Annotated in this window: 13 protein-coding genes and 2 pseudogenes; 9 read left to right on the forward strand and 6 right to left on the reverse strand. The window is 68.7% G+C overall.

Annotation, left to right across the window (positions count from 1 at the left end; genetic code table 11):
• Nucleotides 1–161: pseudogene (locus A5713_RS29040) on the reverse strand (co-chaperone YbbN); the annotation flags it as partial.
• On the opposite strand from A5713_RS29040, the pseudogene A5713_RS05405 reads away from it, so the two are divergent.
• Nucleotides 97–1,024 (forward strand): annotated as a pseudogene (locus tag A5713_RS05405) (tetratricopeptide repeat protein). The pseudogenes A5713_RS29040 and A5713_RS05405 sit on opposite strands and share 65 nt — an antisense overlap.
• A 102-nt stretch (nt 1,025–1,126) precedes the next feature.
• On the opposite strand, the gene glgB reads toward A5713_RS05405, so the two are convergent.
• Both glgB and A5713_RS05415 read right to left on the reverse strand, forming a co-directional pair.
• Nucleotides 1,127–3,322: a 1,4-alpha-glucan branching protein GlgB gene (gene glgB / locus A5713_RS05410; protein WP_068093366.1), complete on the reverse strand. Its 2,196-nt coding sequence runs from the start codon at nt 3,320–3,322 to the stop codon at nt 1,127–1,129.
• 1 nt (nt 3,323) lies between these two features.
• Nucleotides 3,324–5,438 carry an alpha-1,4-glucan--maltose-1-phosphate maltosyltransferase gene (locus tag A5713_RS05415; protein WP_068093485.1) on the reverse strand — a complete coding sequence of 705 codons (2,115 nt, stop codon included), beginning with the start codon at nt 5,436–5,438 and terminating at the stop codon, nt 3,324–3,326.
• A gap of 226 nt (nt 5,439–5,664) precedes the next feature.
• On the opposite strand from A5713_RS05415, the gene glgP reads away from it, so the two are divergent.
• Nucleotides 5,665–8,328 carry an alpha-glucan family phosphorylase gene (gene glgP / locus A5713_RS05420; protein ID WP_068093369.1) on the forward strand — a complete coding sequence of 888 codons (2,664 nt, stop codon included), beginning with the start codon at nt 5,665–5,667 and terminating at the stop codon, nt 8,326–8,328.
• A gap of 2 nt (nt 8,329–8,330) precedes the next feature.
• On the opposite strand, the gene A5713_RS05425 is transcribed toward glgP, so the two are convergent.
• Nucleotides 8,331–10,346, reverse strand: a complete 2,016-nt coding sequence (locus tag A5713_RS05425; RefSeq protein WP_068093491.1) for an ATP-dependent DNA helicase — start codon at nt 10,344–10,346, stop codon at nt 8,331–8,333.
• On the reverse strand, nt 10,343–11,677 hold the full coding sequence (locus tag A5713_RS05430) for a nicotinate phosphoribosyltransferase (protein ID WP_068093372.1): 1,335 nt from the start codon (nt 11,675–11,677) through the stop codon (nt 10,343–10,345). Before A5713_RS05430 ends, A5713_RS05425 begins: the two co-directional genes overlap by 4 nt.
• A 67-nt stretch (nt 11,678–11,744) precedes the next feature.
• Here A5713_RS05430 and clpS point away from each other — a divergent pair, with 67 nt between their 5' ends.
• The 7 genes from clpS to rph all read left to right on the forward strand — a co-directional run bounded on the left by clpS (nt 11,745) and on the right by rph (nt 16,909).
• Nucleotides 11,745–12,050 carry an ATP-dependent Clp protease adapter ClpS gene (gene clpS / locus A5713_RS05435; RefSeq protein WP_067922479.1) on the forward strand — a complete coding sequence of 102 codons (306 nt, stop codon included), beginning with the start codon at nt 11,745–11,747 and terminating at the stop codon, nt 12,048–12,050.
• Nucleotides 12,051–12,075: 25 nt separating this feature from the next.
• Nucleotides 12,076–12,657, forward strand: a complete 582-nt coding sequence (locus A5713_RS05440; protein ID WP_068093377.1) for a DUF2017 domain-containing protein — start codon at nt 12,076–12,078, stop codon at nt 12,655–12,657.
• A gap of 16 nt (nt 12,658–12,673) precedes the next feature.
• Complete coding sequence (locus A5713_RS05445; protein WP_068093381.1) at nt 12,674–13,717, forward strand: P1 family peptidase; 1,044 nt, start codon at nt 12,674–12,676, stop codon at nt 13,715–13,717.
• A 36-nt stretch (nt 13,718–13,753) separates the two neighbouring features.
• Nucleotides 13,754–14,434, forward strand: coding sequence for a rhomboid family intramembrane serine protease (locus A5713_RS05450; RefSeq protein ID WP_067922470.1), 681 nt, complete (start codon nt 13,754–13,756; stop codon nt 14,432–14,434).
• On the forward strand, nt 14,431–15,246 hold the full coding sequence (gene murI / locus A5713_RS05455) for a glutamate racemase (protein WP_067922467.1): 816 nt from the start codon (nt 14,431–14,433) through the stop codon (nt 15,244–15,246). The genes A5713_RS05450 and murI overlap by 4 nt, the downstream gene beginning before the upstream one ends.
• Nucleotides 15,247–15,322: 76 nt before the next feature.
• Nucleotides 15,323–16,105, forward strand: coding sequence for a cyclic nucleotide-degrading phosphodiesterase (locus A5713_RS05460; protein ID WP_068093383.1), 783 nt, complete (start codon nt 15,323–15,325; stop codon nt 16,103–16,105).
• A 24-nt stretch (nt 16,106–16,129) separates the two neighbouring features.
• Nucleotides 16,130–16,909: a ribonuclease PH gene (gene rph / locus A5713_RS05465; RefSeq protein WP_068093387.1), complete on the forward strand. Its 780-nt coding sequence runs from the start codon at nt 16,130–16,132 to the stop codon at nt 16,907–16,909.
• A 40-nt stretch (nt 16,910–16,949) separates the two neighbouring features.
• Here rph and A5713_RS05470 read toward each other — a convergent pair whose 3' ends face one another.
• Nucleotides 16,950–18,050 (reverse strand): ferritin-like domain-containing protein, encoded by a 1,101-nt coding sequence (locus A5713_RS05470; protein ID WP_068093389.1) that lies wholly within the window; start codon nt 18,048–18,050, stop codon nt 16,950–16,952.
• Nucleotides 18,051–18,201 lie beyond the last annotated feature (151 nt).

The raw sequence follows: 18,201 nt of genomic DNA on the forward strand, positions 1-18,201 counted from the left end.
TCGGTCTCGAAATTGGCCTCGGTGATTGCGGATACCCCAGGGCCGCCGTCACCGGCCGCCGGTGCGCCGCCGGCCGGCTGCTGCTGGGCCCGCTGCTTGAGGCCGGACAAGTCGACCGCACCGGCAAGCGCGGGGCCAATCGAGGGTCGCGGACGCGTCACGACGTCAAGTTTGGCATGCGCGTCGGCGACCGATCCACCCGGCCGGCGGCGCACCGGCGGCCGGTGACGGCGGCCCTGGGGTATCCGCAATCACCGAGGCCAATTTCGAGACCGAAGTCCTGCTCCGGTCCGAGGAAGTGCCCGTGGTGGTGCTGCTTTGGTCACCGCGCAGCGACGCCTGCGTCCAGCTCGTCGACATCTTGTCGGGGCTCGCCGCCGAGGACGGCGGCAAGTGGTCGCTGGCGACGGTCAACGTCGACGTGGCGCCCAGGGTGGCCCAGATATTCGGCGTCGACGCGGTGCCGACGGTCGTGGCTCTGGCCGCCGGGCAGCCGCTGTCCAGTTTTCAGGGCATGCAGCCGCCCGACCAGCTGCGAGGGTGGATCGACTCGCTTCTGTCGGCGACGGCCGGGAAGCTCAGGGGCCCAGGCAATTCCGAGGACGCCGACGAGGTTGATCCCGAGCTGGCCGCGGCGCGCGAACAACTCGAGGCCGGGAATTTCGAGGCGGCCAGAGGTTTGTATCAAGCGATATTGGGTGCCAACCCGGGCAGCGTCGAAGCAAAGGGCGCGATCCGGCAGATCGACTTTCTCATGCGTGCGACCGCACACCCGCCGGACGCCCTCGCCGCGGCCGACGCGGCACCGGGCGACATCGATGCGGCCTTCGCGGCAGCCGACGTCCAGATCCTCAACCAGGATGTCAGCGCGGCGTTCGATCGGCTGATCGCCTTGGTGCGCAGCACATCCGGGGACGAGCGCAGCCGCGTACGCACCAGGCTGATCGAGCTCTTCGAGCTCTTCGATCCGGCGGACCCCGAGGTCGTCGCCGGGCGGCGCAACCTCGCCAACGCCCTCTACTGAGCTTCCCGGTCGCCGAACGTCGGGTTGTCGGGGCCAAACGGGCCGCAATTCAACGCAAAGTCGGCGTTGGGCGTCGGCCTGTAACGGGTGGCCTGTAACGGGTTACGCGGGCTCGAGCCACAGGGCCGAGTTCGGCGGCAGCACCAGCACCGCCGAGGCCGGACGGCCATGCCACGGGTCCTCGGTGGCGTCCACCCCGCCCATGTTGCCGATCCCGGTGCCGTTGTAGTCGGTCGCGTCGGTGTTGAGCACCTCGCGCCAGCGGCCGGCGGACGGCAGACCCAGCCGATAGCCGCTGTGCTCGCTGCCTGCGAAGTTGAACACACAGGCCATCACCGAGCCGTCGCTGCCATACCGCAAGAAGCTCAACACGTTGTTGGCCGAGTCGTTGGCGTCGATCCAGGAGTAGCCGTCGGGAATGGTGTCCTGGCTCCACAGTGCCGGATGGCTGCGGTAGATGTCGTTGATGTCGTGCACCATCCGCAGGATGCCGTTCGAGAACCCCTGCTCGTCGAGTTGCCACCAATCCAGGCCGCGTTCCTCGGACCACTCGGCGCGCTGGCCGAATTCCTGCCCCATGAACAGCAACTGCTTGCCGGGATGCGCCCACTGGTAGGCGAGCAGGCTGCGCAGCCCGGCGGCCTTGACGTGGTTGTTGCCCGGCATCCGGCCCCACAGCGTGCCTTTGCCGTGCACCACCTCGTCGTGGCTGATCGGCAGCACATAGTTCTCGCTGAACGCGTACAGCATCGAGAACGTCATCTCGCCGTGGTGGTAGTTGCGGTATACCGGATCGCGGCTGATGTAGTCGAGCGTGTCGTGCATCCAGCCCATGTTCCACTTCATCGAAAAGCCCAGGCCACCAAGGTTTGTCGGGCGCGTGACACCTGGCCAGGACGTCGACTCCTCGGCGATGGTGACGATGCCCGGCGCCGACTTGTGCACCGTGGCGTTCATCTCCTGCAGGAACTGCACGGCCTCCAGGTTCTCGCGACCGCCGTAGATGTTCGGCGTCCAGCCGCCCTCGGGGCGCGAGTAGTCCAGGTACAGCATGGAAGCGACCGCGTCCACCCGTAGCCCGTCGACGTGGAACTCCTCGAGCCAATACAACGCGTTGGCCACCAGGAAGTTACGCACCTCGTTTCGGCCGAAGTCGAAAACGTAAGTACCCCAGTCGAGTTGTTCGCCACGCTTGGGGTCGGAGTGCTCGTAGAGCGGCGTTCCGTCGAACCGCCCCAGCGCCCAGGCGTCCTTCGGGAAGTGCGCCGGCACCCAGTCCACGATGACGCCGATGCCGGCCTGGTGCAGGGCGTCCACCAGCAGGCGGAACTCGTCGGGTGTGCCGAATCGCGACGTCGGCGCGTAGTACGAGGTCACCTGGTAGCCCCACGACCCGGCGAACGGGTGCTCGGCGACCGGCAGCAGCTCCACGTGGGTGAACCCGCGCTCGAGAACGTACGCGGTGAGCTGGTGGGCCAGGTCGCGGTAGCTGAGGCCGGGGCGCCAGGAGCCCAGGTGTACCTCGTAGGTGCTCATCGGTTCGAACACGGGATTGCGTTGGGCGCGCTGTTGCATCCAGTCCGCGTCCCGCCAGGTGTACTCGCTACGCGTCACGCGGGACGCGGTGTGCGGCGGCACCTCGGTGGCGAAGGCCATCGGATCGGCGCGCTCGGTCACCACCCCGTCGGCGCCGTGCACGCGGAACTTGTACAGGCCCTCCGCGGGGAAGTCGGGCCAGAACAGCTCCCAGACACCCGAAGAACCCAACGACCGCATCGGGGCATCGCTGCCCGTCCAGCCGTTGAACTCGCCGATCAGGTTGACGCCCTTGGCGTTGGGCGCCCACACCGCGAACGAAACCCCGTTGACGACACCGTCTGCCGTGGTGAACGAGCGGGGATGCGCGCCGAGCACATCCCAGAGTCGTTCATGGCGCCCCTCGCCGAACAGGAAGAGGTCGACCTCGCCCAGGGTGGGCAGGAAGCGGTAGGCGTCGGCGACCGTGTACGGGTCGGATCCCTCGTACTTGACTTCCAGGCGGTAGTCGATCAGGTTGACGAATGGCAAAGCCACCGCGAACAGGCCAGACTCGACGTGCTCCAACGGGAACCGATCGTCTCCGACGAGCGCGGCGACCTCAACCGCGTGCGGGCGGAACGCCCGGATGACGGTGTGGTCGCTGTATTCGTGGGCGCCCAGGACCCCGTGCGGGTTGTGATGCGTGCCGGCCAGCAGGCGCGACAGGTCGGCGGGGTCGGGCGCCAGATGCGTCCTGGCGAGTTGATCGGCTTGGCTCATGTCACAATCCCTCCGGTCCGTGTGGTGGCCTACGGAGCAGCTTCATCCGGGACTCCCGCGGGATGAGTGGCATGTTGATGACATGCGCCACCGCTCGCGCAGGGTCGATGCGGACGTAATTGGCCTGCCCCCATTGGAATTCCTGGCCGGTGATTTCGTCGCGCACCCAAAATCGCTCGTAGGGCTCCATACCCAATGCCGCCATATCCAAAAACAGGGTGGCCTCCTCGGCGCCGAACGCGTTGAGCGTCACCACCACCAACACACAGTCGCCGGTCGCAGGGTCGAACTTGCTGTAGGCCAGCAACGCGTCGTTGTCCACGCTGTGAAAATGGATGGTGCGCAACTGCTGCAGCGCGGGATGCAGACGGCGAATCTCGTTGAGCCGCGCGATGAACGGCTCGAGCGAGCGTCCCTCGGCGAGCGCACCCGCGAAATCGCGCGGCCGCAGTTCGTACTTCTCCGAGTCCAGGTACTCCTCGCTACCCTCCCGCACCGCGCGGTGTTCGAACAGCTCGTAGCCGGAATACACGCCCCACGCCGGGCCCATGGTCGCGGCCAGCACCGCGCGGATCGCGAACATGCCCGGGCCGTTGTGCTGCAGGATGGCATGCAGAATGTCCGGGGTGTTCACAAACAGGTTCGGGCGCCGGAAGTCCGCTGATCCGGCGATGGCGTCGCCGAATTCGATGAGTTCCTGCTTGGCCGTACGCCAGGTGAAGTAGCTGTAGGACTGGGTGAACCCGAGCTTCGCCAAACCGTACTGCCGGGCCGGCGGCGTGAAGGCCTCCGACAGGAAGAGCACGTCGGGGTCGATGCTCTTCGCCTGCGCGATCAGCCACGCCCAGAAGTTCGGCGGCTTGGTGTGCGGGTTGTCGACCCGAAAGAACTTGACGCCGTGGTCCATCCAGTGCCGGACGACGCGCAGGACTTCGTCGTAGAGACCCGCCGGGTCGTTGTCGAAGTTGAGCGGGTAGATGTCCTGATACTTCTTGGGCGGGTTCTCCGCATAGGCGATGGTGCCGTCGGGCAGTTCGGTGAACCACTCACGATGATCGCGTGCCCACGGATGGTCCGGCGCGCACTGCAACGCCAGGTCGAGCGCCACCTCCATGCCCAGTTCCCGGGCCGCGGCGACGAACGCGTCGAAGTCCTCGATGGTGCCCAGGTCGGGGTGGACGGCGTCATGGCCGCCCTCGTCACTGCCGATAGCCCACGGGGAACCGACATCTCCGGGCGCGGCGGTGGGAGAGTTGTTGCGGCCCTTGCGGTGAACCTTGCCGATCGGGTGGATCGGCGGCAGGTACACGACGTCGAAACCCATCGCCGCGATCCGCGGCAGCTGGGCGGCCGCCGTCGCGAACGTGCCGTGAACGGGGTTGCCCTCGGCGTCCCAGCCGCCGGTCGAGCGGGGGAACATCTCATACCAGGAGCCGAAGCGGGCCAGCGGACGATCCACCCAGACGCCGTACTGTTCGCCGCGCGTGACTATATCCCGCAATGGATACTCGGCCAGAATCTCCTCGGTTTCCGGCGCCAGCGCCAGCGCCGAACGGGTGACCGGGTCCCCGGGGTTCCGCAGCGCCTCGGCGGCCGCCAGGAGTGGGTCACGCCGCGCGCGGGGCACCCCCATCGCGGCGCGCTCCAACAGCGCGGCGCCGACCAGAAGGTCGTTGGACAGTTCCGTCTCACCCTGGCCGGCCTCCAGCTTGGCCACCACGCCGTGACGCCAGGAGTGGACGGGGTCGCCCCAGCCGTCCACCCGGAACGTCCACAGGCCGACCCGGTCGGGCGTGAATTGCCCGTGGAAGACATAGGGCTCGAGGCCCAACGTCATCGGCAGCAGCAGCGGCTTGACCCGTTGCTGGTCCACCCCTCCGTCGACTTCGGTTGCGGGCTTCACGGGAGCCTGAACCGCTTTGATCCGGCGGGTTTCGGTCACCTGCGGATAGCGCGGCCCGAGGTAGCGCACCACCAGGGTCGCGGCGACGGCTTCGTGGCCTTCCCGCCACACCGCCGCGCGGACCGGGACGGTCTCGCCGACCACCGCCTTGGCGGGATACGCGCCGCAGGAAACGACGGGTTGGACGTCATCGATCTCGACACGACCAGGCACCACAGCTCCGTTCCGAATTGTGTGCGGCCAAACCGCGGTGTGCTCGTCGCGGAATGCCTCTCGTCTGGCGAAACTTCCTGTCGTGGGGAACTGCCTCTGCGGGGAAGCACCGTTGCGGCCCCGATAACTACCCGATACCCACCCTAGTGTCCGGTCACACCCTCGGCGGGAAAAGCGGGTCGCTGCCGCCGTGCGCGGGACGAAATCCTCAGTAAGGTAAGGACGCGTGAAAGCCCTCCGCCGCTTTACCGTCCGTGCACACCTTCCCGAACGGCTGGCCGCGCTCGACCAGCTGTCGACCAACTTGCGATGGTCGTGGGACAGGCCGACCCAGGACCTGTTCGCGACCGTCGACGTGGAGCTGTGGGAGCGGTGCGGCTCTGACCCGGTGGCGTTGCTGGGCGCGGTGAATCCGGCACGCCTCGACGAGCTGGCGCTCGACGAGGCGTTCCTGGGCCGGCTCGATGCGCTGGCCGCCGACCTGAACGACTACCTGAGCCGTCCGCTGTGGTACCAGCAGCAGCAAGCCGAAGGCGTGGCGATGCCGGCGGCCGTCGCCTATTTCTCGATGGAGTTCGGCGTGGCCGAGGTGTTGCCCAACTACTCCGGCGGCCTGGGCATCCTCGCCGGGGACCATCTGAAGTCGGCCTCCGATCTCGGGGTGCCGCTCGTGGCGGTGGGCCTGTACTACCGGTCCGGGTATTTCCGCCAGTCGCTCACCGCGGACGGCTGGCAGAACGAGACGTACCCGTCACTGGACCCCCAGGGGCTGCCGTTGCGACTCCTCACCGACGCCGCCGGGGACCCCGTCCTGGTCGAGTTGACGCTTCCCGATTCCGCCCAACTGCACGCGCGGATCTGGGTCGCGCAGGTCGGTCGGGTCCCGCTGTTGCTGCTCGATTCCGACGTCCCCGAGAACGAGCACGAGCTGCGCGGCATCACCGACCGGCTCTACGGCGGTGACCAGGAGCACCGGATGCGCCAAGAGCTGCTGGCCGGCATCGGCGGGGTGCGGGCGATCCGCGCGTTCACCGCCATCGAAGGCCTGCCCGCACCCGAGGTGTTTCACATGAACGAGGGGCACGCCGGGTTCCTCGGGGCGGAACGCATCCGCGAATTGATGACCGACGCCGGGTTGGACTTCGACACCGCGCTGACCGTCGTGCGATCCAGCACGGTGTTCACCACCCACACCCCGGTGGCCGCCGGCATCGACCGGTTCCCGATCGACATGGTGCGGCTGTATTTCGACGGGCATGCCGGAGATGACCCCGGTAACGGAGACGACCCCGACAAGAAGCCCGAGAAGGTCGGTAGCAAGGATGCGCCCGCGTTGTTGCCGGGTGTGCCGACTGCCCGCATCCTTGCGCTCGGCGCCGAGGACGATCCGACCAAGTTCAACATGGCGCACATGGGTTTGCGGCTGGCGCAGCGGGCCAACGGCGTCTCGCTGCTGCACGGCGAGGTGAGCCGCGCGATGTTCAACGAGCTGTGGCCGGGGTTCGACGCGGATGAGGTGCCGATCGGCTCGATCACCAACGGAGTTCACGCGCGCACCTGGGCGGCGCCCCAGTGGCTGCAGTTGGGGCGTGAGCTGGCCGGGTCGGATTCCTTCGGCGATCCCGGCGTGTGGCTGCGGCTGAAGCAGGTCGACGCGGGTCACCTCTGGTGGATCCGCTCGCAACTGCGCACGTTGCTGGTCGAGGACGTCAGGCGCCGGCTGCGCAAATCGTGGCTGGAACGCGGCGCGTCGGATGCCGAATTGGGTTGGATATCAACGGCATTCGATCCGAATGTGCTCACCATCGGTTTCGCCCGGCGGGTGCCCACCTATAAGCGCTTGACGCTGATGCTGCGCGATCCCCAGCGGCTCGAACGCCTGCTGCTCGATGAGGACAGGCCGATTCAGTTGATCGTCGCGGGGAAGTCGCACCCGGCCGACGACGGGGGCAAGGCGCTGATCCAGCAGGTCGTGCGCTTCGCCGACCGGCCCGAGGTGCGCCATCGCATCGCCTTCCTGCCCGACTACGACATGTCGATGGCGCGGCTGTTGTACTGGGGTTGCGACGTCTGGCTGAACAACCCGCTGCGGCCGCTGGAGGCCTGCGGCACCTCCGGGATGAAGAGCGCGCTCAACGGCGGCCTGAACCTGTCCATCCGCGATGGGTGGTGGGACGAATGGTACGACGGCGAAAACGGTTGGGAGATACCGTCTGCCGACGGCCTGAGTGACGAGGCGCGCCGCGACGACCTGGAGGCCAGCGCGCTCTATGACCTGCTGGAGCAGGCGGTGGCCCCGAAGTTCTACGAGCGTGACGAACACGGCGTGCCGCCCCGGTGGATCGAGATGGTGCGGCACACACTGCAGACGCTCGGACCGAAGGTGCTCGCCTCGCGCATGGTGCGCGACTACGTCGAGCAGTACTACACCCACGCGGCGCAGTCGCTGCGCAGGACCGTGGGCCCCGCCGAAGACGGTGAGGACGCCGGCGAGTTCGGCGCCGCCCGCGAGCTGGCCGCGTACCGTCGGCGCGCCAAAGAGGCCTGGCCCAAGATCTCCATCACCGATGTGGACAGCACGGGGCTGCCGGACACGCCGGTGCTCGGCTCCAAGCTGACGCTGACCGCCACCGTGGCGCTGGACGGGCTCGCGCCCGACGAGGTCAGGGTCCAAGGGCTGGTGGGCCGGGTGGATGCCAGCGACGCGCTCCTGGACCCGACCACCGTCGAGATGTCGTACACCGGCACCGCCGAAGGCGGCAACCAGGTGTTTTCGACGACGCTGTCGCTACCGCTGGCGGGGTCCGTCGGGTATACGGTGCGCGTGCTGCCCCATCACCCGATGCTCGCCGGCAGCGCCGAGCTCGGCCTGGTCACGCTGGCCCGCTGACGTCAAGCGGGCAGACCCTCGGCCGCGGTGCGCAGCCGCTCCAGCGCGGCGCGAACCTGCGCCGGGTTGGTGGTCTGCCAGAACGGCGGCAGCGAGGCCCGCAGGTAGCCGCCGTAGCCTGCGGTGGCCATCCGCGAATCCAGCACCGCGACGACTCCCCGGTCGTTGACGCGGCGCAACAGCCGGCCCGAGCCCTGCGCCAACAACAATGCGGCATGGCTGGCGGCGACCGCCATGAAGCCATTGCCGCCGTGCGCCGCGACCGCGCGTTGCCGCGCGCCCAGTAGCGGGTCGTCGGGGCGCGGGAACGGGATGCGGTCGATGAGCACCAGCGACAGTGATGGCCCGGGCACATCGACGCCCTGCCACAGCGACAAGGTGCCGAACAGGGACGTCGGCGCGTCGGCGCTGAACTGCTCGACCAGCGCGGAGGTGCTGTCGTCGCCTTGACACAGGACCGGCGTCGACAACCGTTGGCGCATGGCCTCCGCGGCGGCCCGGGCCGCCCGCATCGACGAGAACAACCCCAGAGTTCGTCCGCCCGCCGCGGTGATGAGCTCGGCGATCTCGGTCAGCTGCTCGGCAGATCCGGTGGCGTCCCGGCCCGGTGGCGGCAGGTGAGCCGCGACGTAGAGGATTCCGGCCTTGGCGTGCTGGAACGGCGAGCCGACGTCGACACCGCGCCAGCGGGTCGGCTCTGGCCCGGTGTCTTCGGCGGTCAGACCCCACGCCGCGGCCATCGCGTCGAAGGATCCGCCGATGGTCAGGGTCGCCGAGGTCAGCACCGTCGTGGAACGGGAGAACACCCGGCCGCGCAGCAGGCCCGCGACCGACAGGGGTGCCACCCGCAACACCGGCCGCATGGAGCCCCGGTTGTCCTCGTGATCGACCCACACCACCTCGGTGCGATCGGGAATCGCGGGGCCGAACGACGTGAGGGCCCGCGACGCGGTATCGGAGATCTCGCTCAGCGCCGCCACCGCTTCGGCGCGGGCCGCGGCCGCTTTCGCGTCGCTCGTGGTGTCGATCGCCGAGCGCGCGGCGCTCGCGGCGTCGCGCAGCGCGGTGAGGTAGGTCGCCAGCTCCTCGTCGAGGCGGTCGATGCGGCCCGGCGTGGCTTCGTGGATCGCCGCCGCGAAGTTGGCCGTCGCCGCTTCGAGCCGTTGTGTCAGTTCGGGATTCACCAACCGCGCGATCCGCCTTGCCGCGACGCCCAGGGTGGCCGGCGTCAGCTCCGCGGTGGCCACCGAGGTCACCCGGTCGACCAATTCGTGGGCCTCGTCCACGACCAGCAGCGCGTGTTCGGGCAGCACCGCAGAGTCGGCGACCGCGTCGATGGCCAGCAGCGCGTGGTTGGTGACGACGATGTCGGCTCCGCCGGCCCGGCTGCGCGCCCGTTCGGAGAAGCATTCCGAGCCGAACGGGCAGCGGGCCACGCCCAGGCACTCCCGCGCCGAAACGCTGACCTGGGACCACGATCGATCCGGCACACCGGGTTTCAGGTCGTCGCGGTCACCGGAATCGGTCGTCGACGCCCAGGCGGTGAGTCGCTGGACGTCGCGTCCCAGCGCGGTGGCTGCCATGGGGTCGAAGAGCTCCTCCTGCGGCCGGTCCCCCGCATCCTCCTCGGCTTCGGCGCCGCCGTTGTGAATTTTGTTCAGACACAGATAGTTTCGGCGGCCCTTGAGGAGCGCGAACTGCGGGCGGCGGGGGAGCGCGTCGACGATGGAATCGATCAGCCTGGGCAGATCGCGGTCGACGAGCTGCCGCTGCAGCGCGATGGTGGCGGTGGACACGACGACCGGTGAGTCGTCGTCGATGGCCCGGACGATCGCGGGCACCAGGTAGGCCAGCGACTTTCCGGTGCCCGTACCGGCCTGCACGACGAGATGCTCGCCGGTTTCGAACGCCCGTGCCACGGCGTTGGCCATCTCGAGTTGGCCGCTGCGTTCACTGCCGCCGAGGGCGGCCACGGCGACGGCCAGCAACTCGGGCACGGACACCTCGGACGTGATCAGCCTCTTTTGCTCTGCGGTGTTACCGAGCCGGCGGGGATCAGGGTCGTGGGGATCGCGGGCTCCCCGCTCGACAGGTTCAGACCCTCCCACGGCAGACTGCGCAGTCCGGAAGCTACCAGCTCGCGCGCCGCGGCCACATTCGGTTCGGACACCGCCTCGCCGCCGCGGACCAGCGGGACGGTTAACACCCGGTACGGCTCGGTCACCGGGGGCCGATGGCCCGCGGGATACACCAGCTCCTCGGTGACCGTGCCGGACGGGCGTGTCAGGCGCACCGCCTCTTTACGGCCGCCGCGGGATTCCTTGTGGCTGCTGCGCTTTTGCACCGGCATCCCGTCGACTTCGACGAGCTTGTAGACCATGTTCGCCGTCGGTGCGCCCGAGCCCGTCACCAGCGAGGTGCCGACGCCGTAACTGTCCACCGGTTCGGCACCCAGGGCGGCGATGGAGAACTCGTCGAGGTCACTGGAGACCACGATGCGGGTCCGGTGGGCCCCCAACCGGTCGAGCTGCTCGCGGACCTGGCGCGCCAGGACACCCAGCTCGCCCGAGTCGATGCGGACTGCGCCGAGCGACTCCCCGGCGGCGGTCACCGCATTGGCCACACCGGTCGTCACGTCATATGTGTCCACCAGCAGCGTGGTGCCGACGCCCAGCGCCGCCACCTGGGCGCGGAAGGCGGCCAGCTCGGTCACCTCGGCGGGTTCCCCGCTCGCGTGCAGCATGGTGAACGCGTGCGCCGAGGTGCCCTCCGCGGGGATTCCGTATCGGCGCTGCGCCTCCAGATTGGAGGACGCGGCGAAGCCGGCGATATAGGCGGCCCGTGCCGCTGCGACCGCGGCGTGTTCGTGGGTTCTCCGCGATCCCATCTCAATCAACGGACGGTCCCTGGCCGCACTCACCATCCGTGCCGCCGCGGACGCGACCGCCGTGTCGTGGTTGAAGATCGACAATGCCAGCGTCTCGAGCACGACACATTCGGCGAAAGTGCCGGTCACCGACAGCACGGGAGAGCCGGGGAAGTACAGCTCGCCTTCCGCGTAGCCGTCGATGTCGCCGGTGAACCGGAATTCGCGCAAGTAACGCAACGTGTCCGCATCGAGGAACCGCGCCAGCATCTGACACGCCTCGTCGTCGAAGCCGAACCGCGGCAACGCTTCGAGCAACCGGCCGGTCCCGCAGACCACGCCGTACCGGCGGCCCTCGGGGAGTCGGCGGGCGAACAACTCGAAGGTCGTCGGGCGAGAGGCGGTGCCGTCGCGCAACGCCGCGTCCAGCATCGTCAACTCGTATTTGTCGGTAAGCAGCCCAGTTACGACCGGGTCGTTCATTCCATAACGGTATCGGCTGGCGTCGGGGGCTCGGAAACGTCACCCGGCCCTCGGTATCGTGTAAGCCATGGTTGTAATGTCAGCGCCCGCTAAGCCGGGCACTACAGGACAACGCGAGTCCGCTCCGGTAGACGTCACGGCGAGCCCGTGGGTCACGATCGTGTGGGACGACCCGGTCAATCTGATGACCTACGTGACGTATGTGTTCCAGAAGTTGTTCGGCTATAGCGAGCCGCACGCCACCAAGCTGATGTTGCAGGTACACAACGAAGGCAGGGCGGTGGTGTCGGCCGGCAGCCGGGAGTCCATGGAAGTCGACGTGTCCAAGCTGCATGCCGCCGGGTTGTGGGCGACCATGCAGCAGGACCGCTGATCCTCGAGGGCTTCGGCGATTACCTGTGCGCAAGTGGAAGCGCGTCGAGACCGCGGACGGTCCCCGTTTTCGGTCCGCCCTGGCGTCTCATGAGGCGGCACTGCTGAGAAACCTGGCCACAGCCATGGTCGGGTTGCTCGACGAGCGTGAATCCTCCGCGCCCGCAGACGAACTCGAGGAGATCACCGGCATAAAGACCGGGAACAGCGATCCCCCGAAGGATCCGACTCTGCGCCGGCTGCTGCCCGATTTCTTCCGTCAAGACGACGGTCACGCGCTGGGCCCCGACGATGCGGACAGCCTCAACGCCGCGCTGCGCAGCCTGCACGAGCCCGAGATCATCGACGCCAAACGCCTTGCGGCACAACGGTTGTTGGACACCGTTCCCAGTGGCGGCGGACGGTTCGACCTCACCGAGGAGGATGCGAACGCCTGGGTCGCGGCGGTCAACGACATCCGGCTGACGCTGGGAGTGATGCTCGAGGTCGGCCCGGAGGGACCCGAGCGCCTGCCCGCCGATCACCCGCTGGCCGTGCACTTCGACGTTTACCAGTGGTTGACCGTGTTGCAGGAGTACCTCGTCCTGGTGCTGATGGGGAACAGATGACCCAGTTGGCTGCCGGATGAACGCCATCACCGACGTCGCGGGCATCCGCGTCGGCCACCATCACCGGCTCGACCCCGACGCGACCCTCGGCCAAGGATGGGCCCGCGGCGTCACCGTCGTGCTGACCCCGCCCGGCACCGTGGGCGCGGTCGACTGCCGCGGCGGCGCGCCCGGTACCCGGGAGACCGACCTGCTGGACCCGGCCAACACCGTCCGGTACGTCGACGCGGTGTTGCTCGCCGGTGGCAGCGCCTACGGTCTGGCCGCCGCCGACGGCGTCATGCGCTGGCTCGAGGAGCGGGAACGCGGCGTGGCGATGGACGGCGGGGTGGTGCCCATCGTGCCCGGCGCGGTGATCTTCGACCTGCCCGTCGGTGGCTGGGACCGACGCCCGACGGCGGAGTTCGGCTACCTGGCCTGCGAAGCCGCCGTGGGCCGTGCGGATGCGCCGGCGGTGGGGAGCGTCGGCGCCGGCGTCGGGGCACGTGCCGGGGTGCTCAAGGGCGGCGTCGGGACGGCCTCGACGGCGCTGCCGTGCGGGGTGACCGTCGGCGCGGTGGTCGTGGTGAACTCCGCCGGTGATGTCGCCGACCGGGCCACCGGTCTGCCGTGGATGGCGGACTTGATCGAGGAGTTCGCCCTGCGGCCGCCGCCGGGCGAGCAGGTCGACGCCTTCGCCCGCCTGCCGACCGCGTCCGGGCCGCTCGAGAACCCGCTCAACACCGTCATCGGGGTGGTTGCGACCGACGCGGCGCTGAGCCCGGCCGCGTGCCGGCGCGTCGCCGTCGCCGCCCAGGACGGGCTGGCGCGCACCATTCGGCCCGCGCACACCCCGTACGACGGCGACACCGTGTTCGCCCTGGCGACGGGGGCGGTAGAAGTGCCGGCCCCGCCCGACGCGCCCGCCTCCTTTTCGCCGGAGATGCGGCTGGCCGCGGAGGTGGGTGCCGCCGCGGCCGACTGCGTCGCGCGTGCGGTGCTGGCCGGCGTCTTCGCCGCCGATCCGGTCGCCGGCATACCGACCTACCGCGACATCTTGCCCGGGGCGTTCGCCCCATGAGGGGTTCGCCACCGCCCGCGCCGGTAACCTGCAGCTATGGGTAAGACCACCCCCAAGGGACGCCCCGGCGCACCGGCCAAGCAGCCGAAGCGGCCCGCGTGGGTGGTGGGCGGGACGACGATCCTCACCTTCGTCGCCCTGCTCTACCTGATCGAGCTCATCGACCAGCTGACCGGGCATTCCCTGGACGAGAACGGCATCCGGCCGCTCGAAGCCGACGGCCTGTGGGGAATCATCTTCGCGCCGGTCCTGCACGCCAACTGGCAGCATCTGATGGCCAACACGATCCCGCTGTTGGTGCTGGGTTTCCTGATGGCGCTCGCCGGTCTCAGCCGGTTCATCTGGGCCACTGCGATCGTGTGGATCCTGGGCGGCTTCGGCACCTGGCTCATCGGCAACGTGGGCAGCGCCTGCGGTCCGACCGACCACATCGGGGCCTCCGGCCTGATCTTCGGCTGGCTGGCCTTCCTGCTCGTGTTCGGGATCTTCGTGCGCAGGTTCGCCGACATCGCGATCGGGCTGGTGGTGTTGTTCGCCTACGGCGGCGTGCTGCTGGGCGCCATGCCGGTGCTCGGCAGATGCGGTGGGGTGTCGTGGCAGGGGCACCTGTGCGGTGCTCTCGCCGGCGTCGTCGCCGCCTACTGGTTGTCCGCACCGGAACGTAAGGCCCGCGCGAAGAGAAAAGCCGGCACCGCGTTGCCGCGTCCCAAGACATGAGCTCGCCGATGGCGCCCGTCGGGATCTTCGATTCCGGCGTCGGCGGGCTGACCGTCGCGCGGGCAATCATCGACCAATTGCCCGACGAGGACATCGTCTACGTCGGCGACACCGGCCACGGGCCATACGGTCCGCTCACCATCCCCGAGGTTCGCGCGCATGCGCTTGCCATCGGGGACGACCTCGTCGAGCGCGGGGTCAAGGCGTTGGTGATCGCGTGCAACACGGCGTCGGCGGCATGCCTGCGGGACGCGCGCGAACGCTACGACGTACCGGTCGTCGAGGTGATCCTGCCGGCGGTGCGTCGCGCGGTCGCCACGACCCGCAACGGCCGCATCGGCGTCATCGGCACGCAGGCCACCATCAACTCGCACGCGTACCAGGACGCGTTTGCCGCCGCCCGCGATACCGAGATCACCGCCGTGGCGTGTCCGCGCTTCGTCGATTTCGTGGAGCGGGGCGTGACCAGCGGGCGCCAGGTGCTCGGGCTGGCCGAGGGCTACCTCGAACCGCTGCAGCGCGCGCAGGTCGACACGCTGGTGCTCGGGTGCACGCACTATCCGCTGCTGTCCGGGTTGATCCAGCTCGCGATGGGCGAGCACGTGACGCTGGTGTCGAGCGCCGAGGAAACCGCCAAGGAGGTGCTTCGGGTGCTCACCGAACGTGAGCTCCTGCGCCCTCATGACGCCCCGCCCGCGACACGGGTCTTCGAGGCGACCGGCGACCCCGAGGCGTTCACCGCGTTGGCGGCGCGGTTCCTGGGCCCCGCGGTCACCGGCGTGCAACCCGTTCACCACGTGAGAATTGAGTAGTGCTGATGGCGGCGAGATTCTCATCACACGAATGCGGCGATGTTTTCGTCACGGTCCTACCGGGCATGGCACAGTAGTGTCCGTGCGAATAACCGTGCTCGGCTGCTCGGGCAGCGTGGTGGGGCCGGATTCGCCCGCGTCGGGTTATCTGCTTCGGGCACCGGATACACCGCCGATGGTCATCGACTTCGGCGGCGGCGTGCTGGGCGCGCTCCAGCGCTACGCCGATCCCGCCTCAGTGCACGTGCTCTTGTCCCATCTGCACGCCGACCACTGCCTCGATCTGCCCGGCCTGTTCGTGTGGCGGCGCTACCACCCGTCGCGGCCGGACGGTAAGGCGCTGTTGTACGGCCCCGGCGACACCTGGTCGAGGTTGGGTGCGGCGTCGTCGCCGTACGGCGGCGAAATCGATGACTGCTCAGACATTTTCGACGTTCGGCACTGGGTCGACGGCGAACCGGTCACGCTCGGCTCGCTCACGGTGACGCCGCGGGTAGTGGCCCACCCGACGGAGTCCTACGGCATGCGGATCACCGACTCCACCGGCGCCTCGCTGGTCTACAGCGGTGACACCGGCATGTGTGAGCAACTGGTCGAGCTGGCCCGGGACGCCGACGTCTTCCTGTGCGAAGCCTCCTGGACGCATTCGCCGGACCGTCCGCCCGCGCTCCATCTGTCGGGCACCGAGGCCGGCCGGGCGGCGGCGCAGGCCGGCGTTCGCGAACTGTTGCTGACGCACATCCCGCCGTGGACCTCGCGGGAGGACGTGATCAGCGAGGCCAAGGCCGAGTTCGACGGCCCCGTGCATGCGGTGGTGTGCGGCGAGACGTTCGACATCCGCCGCTCCGAAAGGGTCTGAGCACCCCGCGTTAGGGTTGGCGTCGTGACGAGACGAGAAGACGGTCGCCTTGACGACGAGCTTCGCCCCGTGGTCATCACCCGGGGATTCACCGAGCACCCAGCGGGGTCGGTGCTCATCGAGTTCGGGCACACCAAGGTCATGTGCACCGCCAGCGTCACCGACGGGGTGCCGCGCTGGCGCAAAGGATCGGGTCTTGGCTGGCTGACCGCCGAGTACGCGATGCTGCCGTCGGCCACCCACACGCGCTCCGACCGCGAATCCGTGAAGGGACGCTTGTCCGGCCGCACCCAGGAGATCAGCAGGCTGATCGGCCGGTCGCTGCGGGCCTGCATCGACCTGGCGGCGTTGGGGGAGAACACCATCGCCGTCGACTGCGACGTGCTGCAGGCCGACGGCGGCACCCGGACCGCCGCCATCACGGGTGCCTTCGTGGCGCTGGCCGACGCCGTGACGTACCTGGCCGCAGCGGGCAAGTTGTCCGATCCCCGGCCGTTGTCCTGCGCCATCGCGGCCGTCAGCGTCGGGGTGGTCGACGGCAGGATCCGGGTGGACCTGCCGTACGAGGAGGACGCGCGGGCCGAGGTCGACATGAACGTCGTCGCCACCGACACCGGGACACTCGTGGAGGTGCAGGGGACCGGCGAGGGCGCGACCTTCCCGCGCTCGACGCTGGACAAACTGCTCGACGTGGCGCTCGCCGCCTGCGACAAGTTGTTCGCCGCCCAGCGCGAGGCGCTGGCACTGCCTTATCCGGGTGAGTTGCCCGAGAGTGGCCTGGCGCCCAAGTCTTTCGGCAGCTGACACCCCGCGTTGGCGACGGAGCGCCGAAGCGTCCGGTGGCTCAGCTCGCGCCCGCCGCGATCACCTGGTCCACCTCGAGGGCCCGGTCGGCCATCTCGGCGTGTGCCTTGTCCAGAGCCTCGGCCTGGTCTTCGTCGGCCTTCATCAGCGCCTCGATGTCGACGCCCGCCATGTCGTGGACACCCATGTCCCGGAAGGCCTTCTGCACCTTCTCGCCCCACAGCCCGATGTCCTTGACGATCGGCACGATGCGGCTGAACAGGTGTGACCGGAACTGGATCATCAGCGGGGACGTGTCGACCCACTCGGCGCACGCTTGGACGTCCAGGCCGAGGGTCTCGAAGACCTCCTCGCCGCGGAACCGGTCGCGCATCAGGTAGCAGGCGTCCACGACGAACTCTTCGCGCTCGTCCCGCTCGGCCTCGGTCAGCGCGGAGTAGTAGTCCTTCAGTGAGATGCGGCCGAACGCGACGTGCCGGGCCTCGTCCTGCATGACGTAGGCGAGCACCCCCTTGGCCAGCGAGTCGGGCGCCGCCATGTCACGCAGCACCCCGAAGGCGGCGAGGGCAAGCCCCTCGATGAGCACCTGCATGCCGAGGTAGGGCATGTCCCAGCGGGAGTCGTGCAAGGTGTCGTCCAGCAGTGCGGTCAGGTGCTTGTTGATCGGGTAGACCACCCCGACCTTCTCCTGCAGGAACCGCGAGAACGCCTCGACGTGTCGGGCCTCATCCATGGTCTGGGTGGCCGCGTAGAACTTCGCGTCCAAGTCCGGGACGACCTCGACGATCTTGGCCGCGCACACCATCGCGCCCTGCTCGCCGTGCAGGAACTGCGAGAACTGCCAGGCCTGGAAGTGCTGGCGCATCTCGGCGCGACGTGCGTCGTCTGCGGCGTCCCACACCGGGCTGCCGAACAGCGGATGAAATTCGTCGGGCAGCCCAACCGGGTTCATCGGGTCGACGTCTTGCGCCCAGTCGATGCGCGACTGGGCATCCCACTGCTTGTCCTTTCCCTTTTGGTAGAGGGAAAGAAGTCGGGCGCGCCCTTCGTCGTACTCCCAGGTGAAGCGCGCGTTGCCGGTGCTGGGCACCTCCCACGAGTACGGGGAGGGCACGTCGGTGTACTTGTCCCTCGTGGTCATGAGCTGTCCCTCTCTGCCTGGTATGACCAGTGGTCATATGACGTGTATCACAGTGCGCCGCGCTCGGCGGGGCTGTCAAGCCTTTCGACGTCGGAGGTCATGGTCGGACCTAGGCCGGGCTGAAGGCGGCGCCGCCGATTCCGGCTAATTT

Origin of the sequence: Mycobacterium sp. E2497 (genome assembly GCF_001668695.1) — a bacterium.
GTDB lineage: Bacteria > Actinomycetota > Actinomycetes > Mycobacteriales > Mycobacteriaceae > Mycobacterium.

What these genes read in the sequence shown, in the direction of transcription:
- clpS (WP_067922479.1), top strand. Translation starts at nt 11,745, where the DNA reads ATGGTTGTAATGTCAGCGCCCGCTAAGCCGGGCACTACAGGACAACGC.
- A5713_RS05445 (WP_068093381.1), top strand. Translation starts at nt 12,674, where the DNA reads ATGAACGCCATCACCGACGTCGCGGGCATCCGCGTCGGCCACCATCAC.
- murI (WP_067922467.1), top strand. Translation starts at nt 14,431, where the DNA reads ATGAGCTCGCCGATGGCGCCCGTCGGGATCTTCGATTCCGGCGTCGGC.
- A5713_RS05450 (WP_067922470.1), top strand. Translation starts at nt 13,754, where the DNA reads ATGGGTAAGACCACCCCCAAGGGACGCCCCGGCGCACCGGCCAAGCAG.
- A5713_RS05430 (WP_068093372.1), bottom strand. Translation starts at nt 11,677, where the DNA reads ATGAACGACCCGGTCGTAACTGGGCTGCTTACCGACAAATACGAGTTG.
- A5713_RS05470 (WP_068093389.1), bottom strand. Translation starts at nt 18,050, where the DNA reads ATGACCACGAGGGACAAGTACACCGACGTGCCCTCCCCGTACTCGTGG.
- glgB (WP_068093366.1), bottom strand. Translation starts at nt 3,322, where the DNA reads ATGAGCCAAGCCGATCAACTCGCCAGGACGCATCTGGCGCCCGACCCC.